This window comes from Halomonas maura (genome assembly GCF_030409305.1).
GTDB classification, from domain to species: Bacteria; Pseudomonadota; Gammaproteobacteria; order Pseudomonadales; family Halomonadaceae; genus Halomonas; species Halomonas maura.
Window position 1 is genome coordinate 283,100 of record NZ_JAUFPQ010000013.1, and the last position, 17,606, is coordinate 300,705.

General features: G+C 70.6%; 14 protein-coding genes. 6 read left to right on the plus strand and 8 right to left on the minus strand.

From position 1 onward, the window contains the following. Positions 1–72 precede the first annotated feature (72 nt). From gmhB to glyQ, 3 genes are all read right to left on the minus strand, one after another. Positions 73–633: a D-glycero-beta-D-manno-heptose 1,7-bisphosphate 7-phosphatase gene (gene gmhB / locus QWY76_RS08225; RefSeq protein ID WP_290310645.1), complete on the minus strand. Its 561-nt coding sequence runs from the start codon at positions 631–633 to the stop codon at positions 73–75. Positions 634–2,259: 1,626 nt separating this feature from the next. Next, complete coding sequence (glyS, locus tag QWY76_RS08230; RefSeq protein WP_290310647.1) at positions 2,260–4,326, minus strand: glycine--tRNA ligase subunit beta; 2,067 nt, start codon at positions 4,324–4,326, stop codon at positions 2,260–2,262. Position 4,327: 1 nt separating this feature from the next. Further along, positions 4,328–5,272 (minus strand): glycine--tRNA ligase subunit alpha, encoded by a 945-nt coding sequence (gene glyQ, locus QWY76_RS08235; protein WP_290310648.1) that lies wholly within the window; start codon positions 5,270–5,272, stop codon positions 4,328–4,330. Between the two features lie 383 nt (positions 5,273–5,655). Here glyQ and rfaD point away from each other — a divergent pair, with 383 nt between their 5' ends. Both rfaD and waaF read left to right on the plus strand, forming a co-directional pair. Continuing rightward, positions 5,656–6,612 carry an ADP-glyceromanno-heptose 6-epimerase gene (rfaD, locus tag QWY76_RS08240; RefSeq protein WP_290310649.1) on the plus strand — a complete coding sequence of 319 codons (957 nt, stop codon included), beginning with the start codon at positions 5,656–5,658 and terminating at the stop codon, positions 6,610–6,612. Beyond that, the gene (gene waaF, locus QWY76_RS08245) at positions 6,605–7,618 is read left to right on the plus strand and encodes a lipopolysaccharide heptosyltransferase II (protein ID WP_290310650.1); all 1,014 of its coding nucleotides are present in this window, start codon (positions 6,605–6,607) and stop codon (positions 7,616–7,618) included. The genes rfaD and waaF overlap by 8 nt, the downstream gene beginning before the upstream one ends. 129 nt (positions 7,619–7,747) lie before the next feature. Here the strand turns inward: waaF and QWY76_RS08250 are convergent, their stop codons facing one another. From QWY76_RS08250 to QWY76_RS08260, 3 genes are read right to left on the minus strand one after another with little or no spacing between them, the layout of a single operon-like run. Then, positions 7,748–9,373 (minus strand): sulfatase-like hydrolase/transferase, encoded by a 1,626-nt coding sequence (locus tag QWY76_RS08250; protein ID WP_290310651.1) that lies wholly within the window; start codon positions 9,371–9,373, stop codon positions 7,748–7,750. Further along, positions 9,366–10,139, minus strand: coding sequence for a glycosyltransferase family 2 protein (locus tag QWY76_RS08255; RefSeq protein WP_290310652.1), 774 nt, complete (start codon positions 10,137–10,139; stop codon positions 9,366–9,368). Before QWY76_RS08255 ends, QWY76_RS08250 begins: the two co-directional genes overlap by 8 nt. After that, entirely contained in the window at positions 10,136–11,224 is a 1,089-nt protein-coding gene (locus QWY76_RS08260; protein ID WP_290310653.1) for a glycosyltransferase family 9 protein, read from the minus strand. Before QWY76_RS08260 ends, QWY76_RS08255 begins: the two co-directional genes overlap by 4 nt. A 37-nt stretch (positions 11,225–11,261) precedes the next feature. Here QWY76_RS08260 and QWY76_RS08265 point away from each other — a divergent pair, with 37 nt between their 5' ends. Next, positions 11,262–12,395, plus strand: coding sequence for a glycosyltransferase family 4 protein (locus QWY76_RS08265; RefSeq protein ID WP_290310654.1), 1,134 nt, complete (start codon positions 11,262–11,264; stop codon positions 12,393–12,395). 18 nt (positions 12,396–12,413) lie between these two features. On the opposite strand, the gene QWY76_RS08270 is transcribed toward QWY76_RS08265, so the two are convergent. Then, complete coding sequence (locus QWY76_RS08270; RefSeq protein ID WP_290310655.1) at positions 12,414–13,130, minus strand: 3-deoxy-D-manno-octulosonic acid kinase; 717 nt, start codon at positions 13,128–13,130, stop codon at positions 12,414–12,416. Here QWY76_RS08270 and QWY76_RS08275 point away from each other — a divergent pair. From QWY76_RS08275 to waaA, 3 genes are read left to right on the plus strand one after another with little or no spacing between them, the layout of a single operon-like run. Next, positions 13,129–14,226 (plus strand): glycosyltransferase family 9 protein, encoded by a 1,098-nt coding sequence (locus QWY76_RS08275; protein WP_290310656.1) that lies wholly within the window; start codon positions 13,129–13,131, stop codon positions 14,224–14,226. The genes QWY76_RS08270 and QWY76_RS08275 overlap by 2 nt on opposite strands. Next, on the plus strand, positions 14,216–15,646 hold the full coding sequence (hldE, locus tag QWY76_RS08280; protein ID WP_290310657.1) for a bifunctional D-glycero-beta-D-manno-heptose-7-phosphate kinase/D-glycero-beta-D-manno-heptose 1-phosphate adenylyltransferase HldE: 1,431 nt from the start codon (positions 14,216–14,218) through the stop codon (positions 15,644–15,646). Before QWY76_RS08275 ends, hldE begins: the two co-directional genes overlap by 11 nt. Then, positions 15,646–16,944 carry a lipid IV(A) 3-deoxy-D-manno-octulosonic acid transferase gene (gene waaA, locus QWY76_RS08285; protein ID WP_290310658.1) on the plus strand — a complete coding sequence of 433 codons (1,299 nt, stop codon included), beginning with the start codon at positions 15,646–15,648 and terminating at the stop codon, positions 16,942–16,944. Before hldE ends, waaA begins: the two co-directional genes overlap by 1 nt. A 4-nt stretch (positions 16,945–16,948) precedes the next feature. Here waaA and rpiA read toward each other — a convergent pair. After that, positions 16,949–17,606: ribose-5-phosphate isomerase RpiA (gene rpiA / locus QWY76_RS08290; RefSeq protein ID WP_290310659.1), on the minus strand; the 658-nt coding region annotated here is incomplete at its 5' end.

Consider the following 17,606-nt stretch of genomic DNA (forward strand, 5'->3'; position numbering starts at 1 on the left):
CCACCGCGTTCCGCCCATGAAAAAGGCCGGCTCAAGAGCCGGCCTTTTTCCTGTGGACCATTCGTGTAGCGCTCATTTCTCGGGCTGGGTCAGCAGCCAGTCGGCAAAGGCGGCGAGGTCCGTGAAGACCCGAGCCCGCTCCAGCCCCTTCCCCTTGGCCAGGGTCCGCTCCCCCTTGCCGGTGCGCACCAGCACCGAATGACAGCCGACGGCGTCCCCCGCCTGGAGGTCGCGCAGGCTGTCACCGACCATCCAGGCCCCCTGCAGGGAGGCCATCCCCAGGTCTTGGCGGATCCGTTCGAGCAGGCCGGGCAGGGGCTTGCGGCAGTCGCAGTCATCGTCGGGCCCATGGGGGCAGTGGACGATGCCGGCGATCTCGCCGCCCGTCGCGGCGACCAGGGCCTCCAGCCGTTCATGCATCGCCGCCAGCGTCGCCTCGTCGTAGAAGCCCCGGGCGATCCCCGACTGGTTGGTGGCGATCGCCACCGTCCAGCCGGCTCGAGACAGGCGGGCGATGGCCTCGATGGCCTGGGGGTAGGGCAGGAACTCGTCGAGCGACTTCACATAGTCGTCGGAATCCTGATTGATGACGCCATCTCGATCGAGGATGACGAGTTTCTCGGCAAGCGGCATGGCGGCTCCGGGCAGATACTCTCGGCCCAGAGTGTTTCACGTGGAACATCGCTTGCCAAGTCGGCGTCGGTGTCGGCACAGGGCGATCAAGGTGGCCCGACCCTGACTGCCCAGGCGGCTTGCCCCCCCCCGTTGCTTACGCCTTGGGGCCGGCCAAGCGGCACACATCCGGGCGCCGGGCCAGGCCACCAGCGGGGGAGTGGGTGGCGTGGCCTGGAGGCGTGACAGGGAAAAGCGTGTCGACGATGGTCCCGGCAGGGAGGCCGCCGGCTGACAACCCGTGAAGGCAGTGCGCCGCCAGGCGCTGATGCCGGGCGAAGCGTTCCCTCAGCGAGTGCCGTGTCGGCCCGATGGCGAGACAGCACTAGCTCCGGTGTCGCGCCGGTTGCCGTACCCGGACGCCACCGCCGGCGCTACCATCGTCGCTTGCCGACCAGGCGTGCCTCGTCAAGCGGCACGGCATCGGAGCCATAGGCGGCCGCGCGCCGATGGCGGCGCATTGCCAGGGCCAGTGTCCTGGAGAGGCCGGCACCCGTGAGAGGGCGGTCAAGCCGCCGCTGACCCGGCAGAGCCAGGGGATTGCCATGCGCTTGGTTGTCGGACGTGGAAGCACCAGGGCTACGCTCCGGCGTGACCACCTCGGCGCCCGGAGCGACTGTCGCTCCTGAGCCCGTGGATCGCTCCCGCGCGCGCGGACACTACCAACCACAAGGGTATCCAGAAGGTGCTGGCGCGGGCCCCGGTCCCGCTGGGCAGGACGGCAGGCCAGCGGTGGGATGAGATCGCTGGGGCCGCGCCTCGGGGAGCGTGCCCACCCTCGGCCAGGCACGCTGGCCGTTGATCCGATGGCGCCGGCGGTCAGGCCGTGATGGGCTCGATGATTCCAGTAAGGGGAAAGAGGAGCGAACTTTCAGACGCGCCCTCCGCCGTCGGCGTGTCGTACCAGGGCATCGAGGCATCCCGTGGTGGCCACGGCGAGTCCTGCGGCCACCCATCGCCCGATGCCTGGCGGTGTCCTCGAGCCCGGCCGCCCGATTCGCCTCTCCCTGAGGCTCCCGCTGTCGGCGTCGACGGCCCCGGGGCATCACGTTCACCCGGCAGGGCCTTCGCTCGGCGGTTGCCTGAGATGGCTCTTCCTCGCTCAATGGAAGGGCCCCGGGGCGACCGGGGATATCGGGATCGGGTCGCTGATCATGATGGCTCGGTGTCGACTCGCCATGGCAAAGCCACAGGCGCCGGGGCGTTTTCAAGCGGGGGGATATTGCACGCCAGCGGCCGGTTCGCGGTGCATCTGCGTCTACGCCAGGGAGGGGAGGGCGGTGCCGGGCCCTGTACAGGCCACGTCCGGCGCCGACCTCCGCGAGGCGTGAGGCTAGGCAGCCCTGGAGGGCGTGCTGGATGACATACTGCCGCCGGGTTCGTTGCGGGCGTGGGTTCGCATCGGTTCCCGTGGCCCTGGCGATGGAACGGGGACGCCGAGTTCAGGGGAATCGCCTGAGGGTGGTGTTTCACGTGAAACACCCTGGCCGTGGCAAGGCGCGGCCGGGCAAGATCCCGGCGACAACGAAAGAGGGCCTGTTTCACATGAAACAGGCCCTCAGCTACGACCGACGCCAGGTCGAAGGATCAGTGCTGGAGTTCGGCGATATCCGCGACTTCCAGGAACAGCGCCTGCAGGCTCGCCAGCAGGGCGAGGCGGTTGCGCTTCACCGCCTCGTCGTCGGCCATGACCATCACCTCGTCGAAGAAGGTGTCGACCGGCTGACGCAGTGTCGCCAGCACGTCCAGGGCGTCGCTGTAGCGTGACTCGGCGAACAGCGGAGCGACCCTGTCCTGGCAGCTCGCCAGCGCCTCGGCCAGGGCCTTCTCGGCCGCTTCCTGCAGCAGCCCGGGGTCGACCTCGGCCGAGACGTCGTCGCCCTGCTTCGAGAGGATGTTGGAGACGCGCTTGTTGGCGGCGGCCAGGGCAGCCGCCTCCTCGCGGCGGGCGAAGCCATGCACGGCGTGGAGCCGGCGGGCGAAGTCCAGGGGCTTGGTGACGGGACGGGCGCGCACGGCCAGATAGACCTCCGCCTCGATGCCCTCGTCGCGGCCCCAGGCCCGGAAGCGGTCGAGCATGTAGGACAGCATCTCGTCGACCAGGCCCTCGGCGTAGGGCAGCTCCTGGTGTTGGGCGGCGGCCAGCTCGAGCAGCTCGCGCAGGTCCAGGTCCAGCTCGCCCTTGATCAGGATGTTGAGCACGCCGATGGCGGCGCGGCGCAGGGCGAAGGGATCCTTGGTGCCGCTGGGACGCTGGCCGATACCGAAGATGCCGGTCAGGGTATCGAGGCGATCCGCCAGGGCCAGCGCCAGGCCGGTGGGGGTCTGGGGGATGGCGTCACCGGCGAAGCGCGGCAGGTACTGCTCCTCCAGGGCCTGGGCGACCTCGGCGGGTTCACCGTCATGGGAGGCGTAGTAGCGCCCCATGATGCCTTGCAGCTCGGGGAATTCCTGGACCATCTCGGTCACCAGGTCGCACTTGGCCAGCTCGGCGGCACGTCGGGCCTGCGCCACTTCGCCGTCGATGCGGCCGGCGATGAAGGCGGCCACGGCGGCGCTGCGATGGGCCTTGTCGGCCAGGGTGCCGAGCTTCTGCTGGAAGACCACGCTGGACAGCCCGCCGATCCGGTCGGCCAGGGGGCGCTGGCGGTCGGTGTCGTAGAAGAAGGCGGCATCGGCCAGCCGCGGGCGGATGACCTTCTCGTTGCCCTGGATCACCAGCTCGGGTGAGGGGCTGTCGATGTTGGCGACGGTGATGAACTGGGGCTTGAGCCGACCCTGGGCATCCAGCAGGTGGAAGTACTTCTGGTTGGCCTTCATCGAGGAGATCAGGCACTCGGCGGGGACCTCGAGAAAGCGCTCGTCGAAGCTGCCGGTCAGTGCCACCGGCCATTCCACCAGGCCGCTGACCTCGACCAGCAGGGACTCGTCGATCACCGCCGTGGCGTCCTGGACCTCCGCCTCGGCGAGGACCTGCTCGCGAATCCGCTCGCGGCGCAGCTGGCGATCGGCCAGCACCCAGGCCTGCTCCAGGGCGGCCAGGTAGTCGTCGGCATGGGCCAGCTCGATGGGGTCCGGGGCGTGGTAGCGATGGCCGCGGGTGGTGCGGCCGGAGCTCAGGCCCAGGGCGCTGGCCTCGACGACGCGATCGCCGTAGAGCATCACCAGCCAATGGGCGGGGCGCGAGAACTCGATCCGCGAGGCACCCCAGCGCATGTTCTTCGGCACCGGCAGGCCGGCGATGGCCTTCTCGACGATGCCGGGCAGCAGGGCGGTGGTGGCCTCGCCCTGCTGCTGCTCGCGGTAGCCGAGCCAGGTGCCCTTGTCGGTCTCCAGGTGGATCAGCTGGTCGACGCTGACGCCGCAGGAGCGGGCGAAGCCCTCGGCGGCCTTGGTCGGCTGGCCGTCCTTGAAGGCGGCGGCCAGCGCCGGGCCGCGGCGCTCGACCTCGCGGTCCGGCTGCTTGTCGGCCAGCGCCTCGACCCGCACGGCCAGGCGGCGCGGAGAGCCGTAGGCGGTCACCTCGCCGTGGACGATATCGGCCTCGGCCAGGCGGCGGCTCAGGCCCTCGGCGAAGGCATCGGAGAGGTCGTCGATCGCGCTCGGCGGCAGTTCCTCGACGCCCAGTTCGACCAGAAAGCTATCGGCTGCCATCTCAAGCGTCTCCTTCGGCAAGCAGTTCGCGGCGCAGGGCCTCGGGGGCCAGCGGGAAGCCGGCGGCCTTGCGCGATTCGTAGTAGGCGTGGGCCACGTCACGGGCCATGGTGCGCACGCGCAGGATATAGCGCTGGCGTTCGGTCACCGAGATGGCGTGGCGGGCATCGAGCAGGTTGAAGGTGTGCGAGGCCTTGAGCACCTGCTCGTAGGCCGGCAGCGGGAGGCCGGCCTCGATCAGCTTGGTGCACTCGCCTTCCTGGTGGTCGAAGGCCGCGAACAGCGCCGGCACATCGGCATGCTCGAAGTTGTAGGTCGACTGCTCGCGCTCGTTCTGTAGGAAGACATCGCCGTAGGTGACCTTGCTGCCATCGGGGGCGATGGTCCACACCAGGTCGTAGACGCTGTCGACGTCCTGGACGTACATGGCGATGCGCTCGATGCCATAGGTCAGCTCACCGGTGACCGGGTAGCACTCCAGACCGCCGGCCTGCTGGAAGTAGGTGAACTGAGTCACCTCCATGCCGTTGAGCCACACCTCCCAGCCCAGGCCCCAGGCGCCGAGGGTGGGCGATTCCCAGTTGTCTTCGACGAAGCGGATATCGTGAACCAGCGGGTCGAGGCCGAGACGCTTGAGCGAGCCCAGGTAGAGCTCCTGGAAGTGGGCCGGGGACGGCTTCATCACCACCTGAAACTGGTAGTAGTGCTGCAGGCGGTTGGGGTTCTCCCCGTAGCGACCGTCGGTGGGACGGCGGGAAGGCTGCACGTAGGCGGCATTCCAGGTCTCGGGACCGATGGAGCGCAGGAAGGTTGCCGGGTGAAAGGTCCCGGCGCCGACCTCCATGTCCAGGGGCTGGAGGACCACGCAGCCCTGTTCGGCCCAGTACTGCTGCAGGGCCAGGATCAGGCCCTGGAAGGTTGTCACGTCTGGCGTCGACTGTGTCATTGCGGAAGCACCGTTGGCCATGAATTCACGAGCCGTCAAGTATACAATCACGGGCAGATCGGTTATAGGCGCAGCCCGGAATACCTGGGTTACAGGGCTGCTTGATATCGCGAGGGGGCCGGGGGCAGTTCGCCGAGGAGGTCCTACGCCAGGGGTGAGGCGGACAACGACGAACATCCGATGGATGTTCTTCCCGCCGAACGGGTTGGCCACGGAAGGCCAACCCGGGCCCTGTAAGCGGCGCAGGAGGCGAGAGCGCCGCAGGGCGTCGGTAGCGCCCAGGGAGGGGTTCACAGCGCCTCCTCGGAGAGCTGTCGCCGGATCAGCCCCGTTCGATGGCACCCGGCCCCGTACGCATAGTGCCCGCATAGAGAGGAATCCCCATGATCGTAGTGACAGGCGGAGCCGGCTTCATCGGCTCGAATCTGGTCAAGGCACTCAATGCCCGTGGCCACGACGACGTGCTGGTGGTCGACGACCTCCGCGACGGTACCAAGTTCGTCAATCTCGCCGACTGCACCCTCGGCGACTACCTGGACAAGGACGACTTCCTGGCCCGGGTACGGGCCGCCCTCAACGGCGAGAATCCGCACTTGCCGCCCATCGAGGCGATCTTCCACCAGGGTGCCTGCTCCGATACCACCGAGTGGGACGGCCGCTTCATGCTCGAGAACAACTTCGAGTACTCCAAGGAACTGCTGCACTTCTGCCAGCTAAAGGGCATTCCCTTCCTCTATGCCTCCTCGGCGGCCACCTACGGCGGCAGCGAGGTGTTCCGCGAGGAGCCCGAGCACGAGAAGCCGCTCAACGTCTACGGCTACTCCAAGCTGCTGTTCGACCAGTACGTGCGCGCCCGCCACGATGATTTCGACAGCCAGGTGGTGGGCTTCCGCTACTTCAACGTCTATGGCCCCCGCGAGCAGCACAAGGGCAAGATGGCCAGCGTCGCCTACCACCACCATACCCAGGTCAGCGCCGGCCAGGACCTCAGGCTGTTCGGCGCCTGGGACGGCTATGAGGCCGGCATGCAGAGCCGCGACTTCATCTACGTGGGCGACGTGGTCGACGTCAACCTGTGGTTCCTCGACCACCCCGAGGCCTCCGGCATCTTCAACCTGGGCACCGGCCGCGCCGAGCCGTTCAAGGCCATCGGCGAGGCGGTGATCGACTACTACGGCCAGGGCCGGATCGAGTACATCGACTTCCCCGAGGAGCTCAAGGGCCGCTACCAGAGCTACACCCGTGCCGACATCGCCCGGCTGCGCGAGGCCGGCTACGACCGCGAGTTCCGTACCGTTGCCGAGGGCGTGCGGGCCTACCTGGAGTGCCTGAATGCCTGAGCCGGGCGAGCGCATCCTGGTCGTCGGCCCCTCCTGGGTCGGCGACATGGTCATGGCCCAGAGCCTGTTCAAGGCCCTCCGCGCACGCTTCCCCGGGGCGCGTATCGGCGTGGTGGCGCCGGCCTGGTCGCGGCCGATCCTCGAGCGGATGGCCGAGGTCGACGAGGTGGCCGCCCTGGAGGTGGCCCACGGTGAGTTCGGCTGGTCGGCTCGGCGTCGGCTGGCGGCCGGGCTGCGCGGTCGCTTCGATCGCGCCATCATCCTGCCGCGCTCCTGGAAGTCGGCGCTGGTGCCCTTCCTGGCGCGCATTCCCCACCGTACCGGCTACCTCGGCGAGCAGCGCTATGGCCTGCTCAACGATCGACGCGAACTCGACAAGACGGTCCTCGACCAGACCGTCAAGCGCTTCGTGGCCCTGGGCCTGCCGGCGGAGCAGGCCGCGCGGGGCGACTTCGTCGTGCCTCAGCCGGTGCTGCGCCGCGACGACGCCAACCTGGCGGCCCTGCAGGCCGAGCACGGGCTGGGGACGCGACCGGCCATCGCCATGATGCCCGGTGCCGAGTACGGCCCGGCCAAGCAATGGCCGCTGGCCTACTTCCGTGAACTGGCCGAGGCGCTGGTGGCGGAGGGGCATGAGGTGCGTGTGCTGGGCGGCCCCAAGGAGGCGGAGGCCGGGGACACCATCGCCACCGGCCTCGCGCATGTCCACAACCTCTGCGGCAAGACCCGTCTGGCGGATGCCGTGGACCTGCTCGCCGACTGCCGCCAGGCGGTGACCAACGATTCCGGCCTGATGCACGTGGCCGCCGCGGCGGGCACTCGGGTCCAGGCCCTCTATGGTTCCTCCTCCCCGGCGTACACGCCGCCGCTCACCGAGAAGGCGGTGATCCACTACCTGGCGCTGGACTGCTCCCCCTGCTTCCAGCGGACCTGCCCGCTGGGCCATACCAACTGCCTCCATCTGCTGACGCCGTCCCGGGTGCTGCAGGCGCTGTTGTCGACCTAGGGCGCGTTAACAAGCGTCCACCGATGGCGGCGCAGCGCTTGGTTGTGCACGATTCGCCGGGCACCCAGCCACGTCGCTTTCGCCGCGAACTGCACCACCACCGGTTCCGGCGTCACGTGCGTGCGATTGTTAACGCGCCCAAGGCGGCGTCTCTCCCGGCGGGAAGGGGGGACGGACATCCACGCCCTGCCACAGGCGTTCCTGAAGGGTCGTCTCCTCCTTGAGCCGGGCGTTGAGGGTCTCCAGGCCATGCCTCTCGACCAGGGTCGGCGTGCGCGAGAACAACGAGACGCCCAGGCCGGCCCGGTGACGGTCGATGGTGAACCCCATGGCCTCCAGCACCGTGGGCAGGACGTCCATGGTCGAGGCCTCGACCCGGATACGGCGGGGCGGGAGATCGTTGCCGATCAGCATGAAGGTGTTGGCGCGGGGCTCGGCGATCAGCCGGTCCCACGCCGAGACGCGCATGGTCAGGTGGTCGCTGGCGATCACCACCAGGGTATCTTCCAGCAGTCCCTCGGCCTCCAGGCGTCGCACCAGGCGGCTCACCAGCCAGGCCGAGCACTCCACCGAGTAGAGAATATCCACGCCGTCGAATGCCCCCTGTCGCTCGCGGCAGGCGCGCGCCGGGAAGCCGTTGGGCGGATGGGTGCCGAGACTCAGGCTGACCAGCCCCCAGGGCCCCCCCTCGGCTTCGAGGCGGCGGACCTCCTCCTCCACGAAGCCATAGAGGCTGTCATCGAAGAGGCCCCAGCTGTTCACGTAGTCCGGGTCGTCGAGGCGCGGCGCCAGGGTCTCGCGTCCCCTCACTCGATCGAAGCCATGGCCGGTATAGAAGCGCCCCTTGCCGGCGAAGCGGGTGCTGGCGCCGCCGAGATAGCTCAGGGAATAGCCTCGGGCCTCCAGCAGGTCGCCCAGGCAGTCGACGCCCGGGACGACCCGCTCGAGGGGCTCGAACTGGCTGTCATGGAGCAGTCCGGCCGGCATCAGCGGCGTGCCGCACTGGCTGGCGATCATGCCGGCCATGGTCCAGCCGGTGTTGTCGAGCTGGCGCACGCCCTCGAAGACCACGCCCCGTTGGCCCAACTCCGCGAGCGGTGCATAGGCGTCGCCGAAGCGTTCGCGGTCGGCATAGGTATGCTCCAGGCTTTCCAGGTAGAAGACCAGCAGGTTGGGGGGCGCCGGCGGCGCCTGGCGGATCTCCGGTGCCACGTACTGGCGATCCAGCCAGGCGCCATCCTCGGTGACGATGGCCGCACCGCGCTGGCCCAGGCCGAACAGCAGGGGATTGCTGGCGAGCAGCGCCAGGGCCAGCAGGCGTTCCTGGAGTCGCCAGCGGTGGTCGACCCGCACCAGCCAGGTGAAGGCCGCCAGCACCAGCAGCATCGCCAGGGTGTAGAGGGCGGCGGCGACGATACGCTCGCCGCCGCCATGCTCGCTGATGCCCGCCTGGAGGTGGAAGAACACCGCCCCCAGGTCGACGATGCCGAAGCTGTCGGCCAGATAGACATAGATGCCCCACAGGATCAGCGGCACCAGTGACCAGGGCCAGACCCGGGCCGGCGGTTCGGGGTGAGGAGGTGCGCCCCAGTGCAAGCGTCGCGCCAGCAACAGCCAGCCGGCGACCAGCGGCACCAGCATCGGGCCCGGTAAGCGGCTGACGGTCACGGCGCTGAAGGCGAGGGCCAGGCCCAGGGTGAGCAGTGCCCACCAGCGCGGTCCACGCAGCCAGGAGGGCAGGGTGAGGTCAGACATGATCGGCGTCGGGGGTCGCGCGCTCGTTCTCGTAGAGTTCGTTCAGCTTGGCATACTTCATGTAGGCATGAAATGCCGTGGTCATGGCCACGGTGAAGCCGTCCGGTCCCTGGAGCAGGCCGCCCTTGAGGATCAGCTTGCGGAAGCCGGCACTGGCCGCGTGCAGGATGGGGCGGTACCGCGAGGGGCGCTTGCCGCGTTCCTTCATGGCCCAGGCGTCGCGGCTCGAGAGCTGGTCGATGCGGGTGATCCAGTGCGAGAGGTCACGATAGGTGAAGTGGCGGATATGCGCCGCGAGGTCGACCACCCGGGGGGCCTGGACCGAGGAATGGGCCTTCTTCGGCAGGTAGCCGGCGCGGGTGCGGTTGTAGAGCCGGGTGACCGGATCCGGGTAGAAGCCCGCGGCGCGGATCCAGTGGTGGCCGGCGAAGTTGCGGCGCCGGAAGCGATAGGCCGTGCGGGGATCGTCCAGGGGCAGGCCGCGGATCGCCGTCACGGCATCGTCGTCCAGGCGCTCGTCGGCGTCCAGGGCGAGGATCCAGTCGTGGCATGCCTGGGGCACGGCGAAGGCCTTCTGGGGGCCGTCGCCCAGGTACGGTTGATGGATGACCCTGGCGCCGGCGGCCTCGGCGAGCGCCACGGTAGCGTCCTGGCTACCGGAATCGACGACGATCACCTCGTCGCAGATCCGTTGCAGGGAGGCGATGCAGTCGGCGACGTTGTCGGCCTCGTTGAGCGTGATGATGATGCCGGTGATGGACGTCATGGGTGAGGCTCGCTGATGGGGGAGGGGTGCAGCTGTCGGGCGATGCGCGTCGCGGCGTCGTCCAGGTCGATGGCCGTCATGTCCGCTTCGTGGGCGTCGTCGGGGGGGCAGAAGGCCAGGCGCCGGTCCTCGCTGTTGCAGGTCTGCCAACGCAGCGGCGTCGCCGAGCGTCGTGAGGGGTAGAAACCGGCGGTGGGGCGGTTCAGGCAGGCCGCGATATGCAGTGGCCCGGTGGAGCCGGCGATGAACAGATCCGCCGCCGCGAGACGGCGGGAGAAGGCCTCGAGCCCCGGGCTCGGCGGCAGGCGCTGGGCGGCCAGGCCGGCCTCGCGCAGGCTGGCGGCGAGGCCCTCGGCGTGGGTTTCCTCGCCGGGGCCGGCGGTCAGCACCCAGGCCGGCGCCACACCCGTGGCGCGCAGCCGGGCATCCACGTCACGCGCCAGCGTCGCATAGGCCGCGGCCGTCAGATTGACCGCCGAGCCACCGCTGCCGGCATGCAGGAACAGCCAGGGACGCTCGGTCTCGAGACCCAGGCTCGCGGCGATGGCCTCCCGCTGCGACGCCCGTTCCGCCGCGGACAGCGGCCAGTAGGGCGGTTGCGGCCGGGGCGGATGCGACAGGCCCAGGGTGTCCAGCAGCGCCTCGGCAAGCTCCAGGTTGTAGACGTACTCGGGTTTCTCCGAGCGCGACCTGCGCTGGGGGATGCGGCGGTTGTAGAATAGCTGGGCCCACTTGGTGGCAGGGGCGAGGCGCAGCGGGATGCCGGCGCGCCAGCCCAGCCAGCCGATGCGTGGCGTGGAGAACAGCGTCAGCAGGGCATCGAAGGACGCTGCCTTGAGGCGGGCCAGCAGGGCGCGTCGGGCCTCGCGGTCGGCGCCGTCGCCCGGGTCGAGGATCACCTCGTCGACCCAGGGGCAGGCGCGGGCCAGGGGGGCGGTGTAGTCCGGGACCAGCACGCTGACATGGGGCCGCGGCGTGGCGGCCTTGAGGCCGGCCAGGGCCGGCCAGGCCAGCATGAAGTCGCCGAGCTTGTCGTTGCGCACCACCAGCAGGCGCGGCGGCCGGTGATCGGAGAAACTCGTCATCTGGGCTCCCGAGCCCCGACACCGAATGGAGGATGCCTTGAGACCCAAGGTCATGCAGCTCTGCCTCTCGAACGGCTGGGGCGGACTGGAAATGTATCCTGCCCGGATTATACCCGAGCTGGCCCGCCAGGGGTGGGAGACCCACGGCCTGGCGCTGGAAGGCTCCCGGGTCGCGGCGAGCCTCGAGGACGCGGGCGTCACGCCGCTGACGGTGCCTTCCCGCGGCAAGGCGCTGTGGCGGGTCGGGCGGATCCTGGCCTACCTGAAGACCCACGAGGTCGACGTGGTGCACTGCCACAAGTCCAGCGACCTGCGCCTGGGGGCGCTGCTGACCACGCTGCGCCCGGGGCTGCGGCTGTTCTTCACCGACCACATGGGCGTCACCCGGCCCAAGCGGGACCCCTACCACCGCTGGGCCTACGGACGGCTGACTCGGCTGTTCTCGATCAGCGAGACCACCCGGGCCCGCAATCTCCGGGCCTTCCCGCTGCCCTCCGAGCGCATCCGCCGGCTCTACCTCGGCATCGACCCGACGCCCTATGTCGCCGGCCTCGCCGCGGACGAGCGCCGGGCATTGCGCGCCGAACTGGGCGTGCCGGAGGGTGCGGCGGCCATCGGGATGCCGGGACGGATCACCCCGGGCAAGGGACAGGCGGTCTGGGTCGAGGCGCTGGCGCGGCTGGCTGAGGCGTGGCCGGAGTTGGCCTGGCACGGCGTGTTGATCGGTGGGCTCGCCGCCGGCGAGGGCAGCAACGAGGCCTTCGTGGCGGAACTGCGCGAACGGGTGGCGGCGCTGGGGCTGACCGAGCGAATCCGCTTCGCCGGATTTCGTGGCGACCTGCCGCGCTGCCTCGAGGCGCTGGATATCGTCTGCGTGCCGTCGCGCAACGAGGCCTTCGGCCTCACCGTGATCGAGGCCATGGCCGCCGCCAGGCCGGTGGTGGGGGCGGACAGCGGGGCCATTCCCGAGCTGGTCGACGCCACCACCGGGCGCCTGGCCGCCCCCGAGGATCCCGACGCCTGGGCCGCGGCCCTGGGCGAGCTGGGGGCCGATGCTGCATTGCAGCATCGGCTGGGCCAGGCCGGCCGGGCGCGGGTGCTCGAGGCCTTCACCCTCGCGGCCCATGTGCGTGCGCTGGTGGCAGAATACGCCGGCGAGCCCGCGGCCTAGCCTCCCCCCGGTGGCGTCTCAGGCGGGCGCAGGGGCCGAGTAGCCCTGGCGGATGTCGCCCATGGCCGCGCCGGCCTCGAACTTGACCAGCGAGCGGGCCAGCCGGTCGAGGTTGGCCTCCCGCCAGGCGCCGGGCCGCCGTCGCCGGCAGCGGTCCAGGTCGATCAGCCAGACGCCGTCGTCGGGGGCCACCAGCAGGTTGCGGGCGTTGAGGTCGACGTGGTCGAGGCCGGCATCGTGGAACCGGCGCACCGTGCGGCCCACCTCCCGCAGCAGGCCCGCATCGGCCTCGCCGCTCGCCAGGCGCTCGGCCAGGGCTCGGGCGCCGGGCAGGCGGACGGTGAGCAGGGCGGCCTCGTAGGTGAGGCCGTGGCGGGTGACGCCGGCGGCCACCGGCCGGGGCACGGGCAGGCCGAGGTCGAAGAGCTCGGCGGTCAGGCGCATCTCGCGGAAGGCGCGGGTGCGTTCCCGCCCGGTCCACAGGTAGCGGGCCTCGCTCAACCGGGCCACCAGGCCGCCGCGCCGGTAGGGGCGCAGGACCCACTGCGCGGCGCCGGCCTCGAGGAACAGGCTGGCGCCGCGGCCGGGCGCCTCGCCCACCACGCGGCCCGAGCGGCGCCAGTGGTCGGGGTCGAGGCTGTGCGGACCGATTTGTGGCGCCCCGTCGGCGTCACATAAACTGTCCGCATCATATAGAATGAAAACCTTTCCCGTTCGATACGTTGCCAATCGCATGAAGCATCCTCTGCCCGCCCGACCCGAGCACATCGGCGTGTTGCGTCTCTCCGCCCTGGGCGATGTCTGCAACCTGGTGCCGACGGTGCGTGCCCTGCAACGCCAGTGGCCGGAGGCGCGCATCACCTGGATCATCGGCAAGGGCGAGCACAGTCTACTGGCCGGCCTTTCCGGGGTCGAGTTCGTCGTCTACGACAAGGCCTCGGGGATCGCCGGCATGCGCGAACTGTGGCGCCGTCTCGACACGACCCGCTTCGACGTCCTGCTGCACATGCAGCAGGCGCTGCGCGCCAGCGTCCTCTCGCTGGGCCTCAAGGCGGACGTGCGCGTCGGCTACGACAAGGCCCGCGCCAAGGATGCCCAGCACTGGTTCACCCATCGCCAGTTGGCGCCGCATCCCCGCGCCCACGTGGTCGACTCCTTCCTCGACTTCGCCCGGTTGCTCGGCGTGGAGGACCACGCGGCGCAATGGGACCTGGCGATCCCCGAGGCCGCCTTCGAGGAGGCCGCCGGGCTGACCGGCGACGCCCCCTATGTGCTGATGAGCCCCTGTGCCAACCCGCGCCTGCGCAACTTCCGCAACTGGTCCGCCGAGGGCTATGCGGCGGTGGTCGAGCACGCCTGGGTGCAGCATGGCCTGACGACCGTGCTCACCGGCGGCGGCAGTACCCAGGAGCGCGAGATGGGCAGCCGCATCCAGTCCCTCAGCCAGTCGGGGGCGGTGGTCGATGCCATCGGCGCGTCCTCGCTGAAGGGCCTGCTGGCGCTGATCGCCCGGGCCCGGGCGGTGGTGGCCCCGGACTCGGGGCCGGTGCACATGGCCAACGCCCTGAACACCCCGGTGGTCGGCCTCTTCGCCACCACCAACCCCGATCGCGCCGGCCCCTATCGCTGGCGCGACTTCGTGGTCAACCGCTATCCCGACGCGGTGACAACCTACCTGCACAAGGACCCCGAGACGCTGCCCTGGGGCCAGCGGGTGCGCCATCCCGATGCCATGTCGTTGATCCGGGCCGACGACGTCATCCGCAACCTCGAGGCGGTCCTCGCCGCCTCCTCGACCCGCAAGGAAACGGAGCCTTCCGATGAAGCTTGATCTGACCGCGCTGGAGCGCTCGCGCCTGCTGGTGGTGGGCGACGTCATGCTCGACCGCTACTGGCATGGCGGCACCTCCCGCATCTCCCCGGAGGCCCCGGTGCCGGTCGTGCGGGTCGACGAGGCCGAGGACCGCCCCGGTGGCGCCGCCAACGTGGCGCTCAACATCGCCTCCCTCGGGGCCCAGGCGGGGCTCGCCGGCCTGGTGGGCTACGACGACAACGCCGACCGCCTGGAGAGCCGCCTGCAGGATGCCGGAGTGAGCACTCACTTCGCGCGCAGCCGCGAGGTGCCGACCATCACCAAGCTGCGGGTCATGAGCCGCAACCAGCAGCTGATCCGCCTCGACTTCGAGCAGGGTCTCGGCGAGGTCGATACCAGCGGCCTGGCCCTGCGGGTCGAGGAGGCCCTGCCCCGGGCCGACCTGGTGATCCTCTCCGACTATGGCAAGGGGACCCTGGCCGATGTGGAGGGGCTGATCGCCACGGTGCGCGGTGCCGGCAAGCGGGTGCTGGTGGACCCCAAGGGCGGCGACTTCCGCAAGTACCGCGGCGCCAGCGTGATCACCCCCAACCTGACCGAGTTCGAGGCGGTGATGGGCGCCTGTCCCGACGACGCCTCCCTGGCCACCAAGGGCGAGGCGCTGCGCGCCGAGCTCGAGCTGGAGGCGTTGCTGATCACCCGCAGCGAGAAGGGCATGACCCTGATCCGCGCCGACCACGAGCCCCTGCACCTGCCGACCCGCGCCCGGGAGGTCTTCGACGTGACCGGTGCCGGCGACACGGTGATCGGCGTGCTGGGCCTGGCGCTGGCCGCCGGCCACGGCTTCCCCGAGGCCATGACCCTGGCCAACCTGGCCGCCGGCCTGGTGGTGGCCAAGCCCGGCACCGCCACGCTTTCCATCGCCGAACTCTACACCGCCCTGCACGGCGACAAGCTGGCCGAGTTCGGGGTCATCGGCGAGGCGCCGCTGTGCGAGGCGGTGCGCGCCGCCCAGGCCCGCGGCGAGCGGGTGGTGATGACCAACGGCTGCTTCGACATCCTCCATGCCGGCCATGTGGCCTACCTCGAGCATGCCCGCCAGCTCGGCGACCGACTGATCGTGGCGGTCAACGACGATGCCTCCATCGCCCGGCTCAAGGGGCCCTCGCGGCCGATCAATCCGCTGACCCGACGCATGCAGGTGCTGGCCGGCCTGGGCGCCGTCGACTGGGTGGTGCCCTTCACCGAGGACACCCCCCAGCGGTTGATCGAGGCGGTGCTGCCCGACGTGCTGGTCAAGGGCGGTGACTATCGCCCCGAGCAGATCGCCGGCGGCGAGGCGGTGCGTGCCGCCGGGGGCGAGGTCACGGTGCTCGGCTTCGAGGACGGCGTCTCCACCACGGCGATGATCGCCACCATCCTCGACCGCGAGGCCTGATGGCGGGGCATCGCTGGGCGCGGCGACTCTATTCCGCCGCCCTGCTGGCCCTGTCGCCGCTGATCTGGCGGCGGGTGTGGCGGGAGCAGCTGCCCGGCCGGCCGCGCGTCGAGCGCCTCGGCGTCATCCCGACCTCGCCCCCGGCCGCCCGCACCCTGTGGCTGCACTGCGCCTCGGTGGGCGAGGTCCAGGCCGCCCGGCCGCTGATCGCGGCCCTGTGCCGGCGCTACCCGCGGCATCGCCTGGTCGTCACCACCATGACCGCCACCGGCGCCGAGCGGGCGCTGATGCTGGCCGAGACGCGGCGTGGCCAGGCGGCTCACGGCGAAGTGAGCCATCACTTCGTGCCCCTGGACTTCCCCGGCGCGGCGCGGCGCTTCATCGACCGCCTGCGCCCCGAACTCGCCATCTTCTTCGAGACCGAGCTGTGGCCCAACCTGCTGGCCGCCTGCGAGTGCCGGGGCGTGCCGGTGGCGGTGGTCAACGGCCGCCTGTCGCCGCGGGCCTTCCGCGGCTACCGGCGCCTGGGGTGGCTGATGGCCGAGGCGCTCTCCCATGTGGCCTGGCTCGGCGCCAAGTCCGCGGCGGACGCCGAGCGCTTCCGGGCGCTGGGCATGGCGCCGGAGGGCATCCGGGTGACCGGCTCGCTGAAGTTCGACCTGGCCGCCGACGAGGGGAGCCGCGAGGTGAGTGAGTACTTGCGTCGCGACATCGGCGAGCGCCCGGTGTGGGTGGCGGGCTCGACCCATCCCGGCGAGGACGAGGCGGTGCTCGAGGCCCATGCCCGGCTGCGCGAGACGCGCCCCGAGGCGCTGCTGATCCTGGTCCCGCGTCACCCCCGGCGATTCGCCGCGGTGGCCGAGCTGTGCGCGGCCCGGGGGCTGGCCACGGCACGGCGCTCGGCGGACGAGGCGGTCACGGCCGAGACGGCGGTCTATCTGGGCGACACCATGGGCGAACTCGCGGCCCTCTACGGGGCGGCGGACCTGGCCTTCGTCGGGGGGAGTCTCGCGCCGGTGGGCGGTCACAACCTGCTGGAGCCGGCCGCCATGGGCGTGCCGGTGCTGAGCGGCCCCGAACTCGCCAACTTCGCCGACGTGGCCGAGGCACTGCGCGAGCGCGAGGCGCTGGTGGAGGTCGCCGACGCCGCGGCCCTGGCCGGCGCGCTGGATCGGCTGTTCGGCGACGGGGCGGAACGCGGGCGCCTGGCCGCCGCGGGTCGGGCGGTGGTCGAGGCCAATCGCGGCGCCCTGGCCCGCACCCTGGCGGGCCTGGATCGCCTGCTGCCGGCGAAGTGAGCGCTTACTGCGGCGTGCGGCGCTCGACGCCCTGGTCGGTGCCGAGCAGCAGCACGTCGGCGCCGCGGGCGGCGAACAGGCCGTTGGTCACCACCCCGGCGATGGCGTTGAGGCGGGCCTCCATGGCCACCGGGTCGTCGATCATGAACTCATAGCAGTCGAGGAGCTGGTTGCCGTTGTCGGTGACCACGCCCTGGCGGTAGACCGGGTCGGCGCCCAGCTTGACCAGCTCCCGGGCGACGTAGGAGCGCGCCATGGGGATCACCTCCACCGGCAGCGGGAAGTCGCCCAGCCGCTCGACCAGCTTGGAGGCATCGGCGATGCACACGAAGCGCTCGGCGCAGGCGGCGACGATCTTCTCCCGGGTGAGGGCCGCGCCGCCGCCCTTGATCATCTGCAAGTGAGCGTTCACTTCGTCGGCGCCGTCGACATAGACGGGCACGGTGCCGGTCTCGTTGAGTTCGAAGACGTCGATGCCATGGCCATGCAGGCGCTCGGCGCTGGCTTCGGAGCTGGCCACCGCGCCGCGGAAGTCGCCGCGCAGGGTGGCCAGCTTGTCGATGAAGCGATTGGCGGTGGAACCGGTGCCGACGCCGATGACGATGTTGCGTCCGAGAAGGGGGCGGATCTCGTCGAGGGCGGCGGGCGCCACGGCGTCCTTG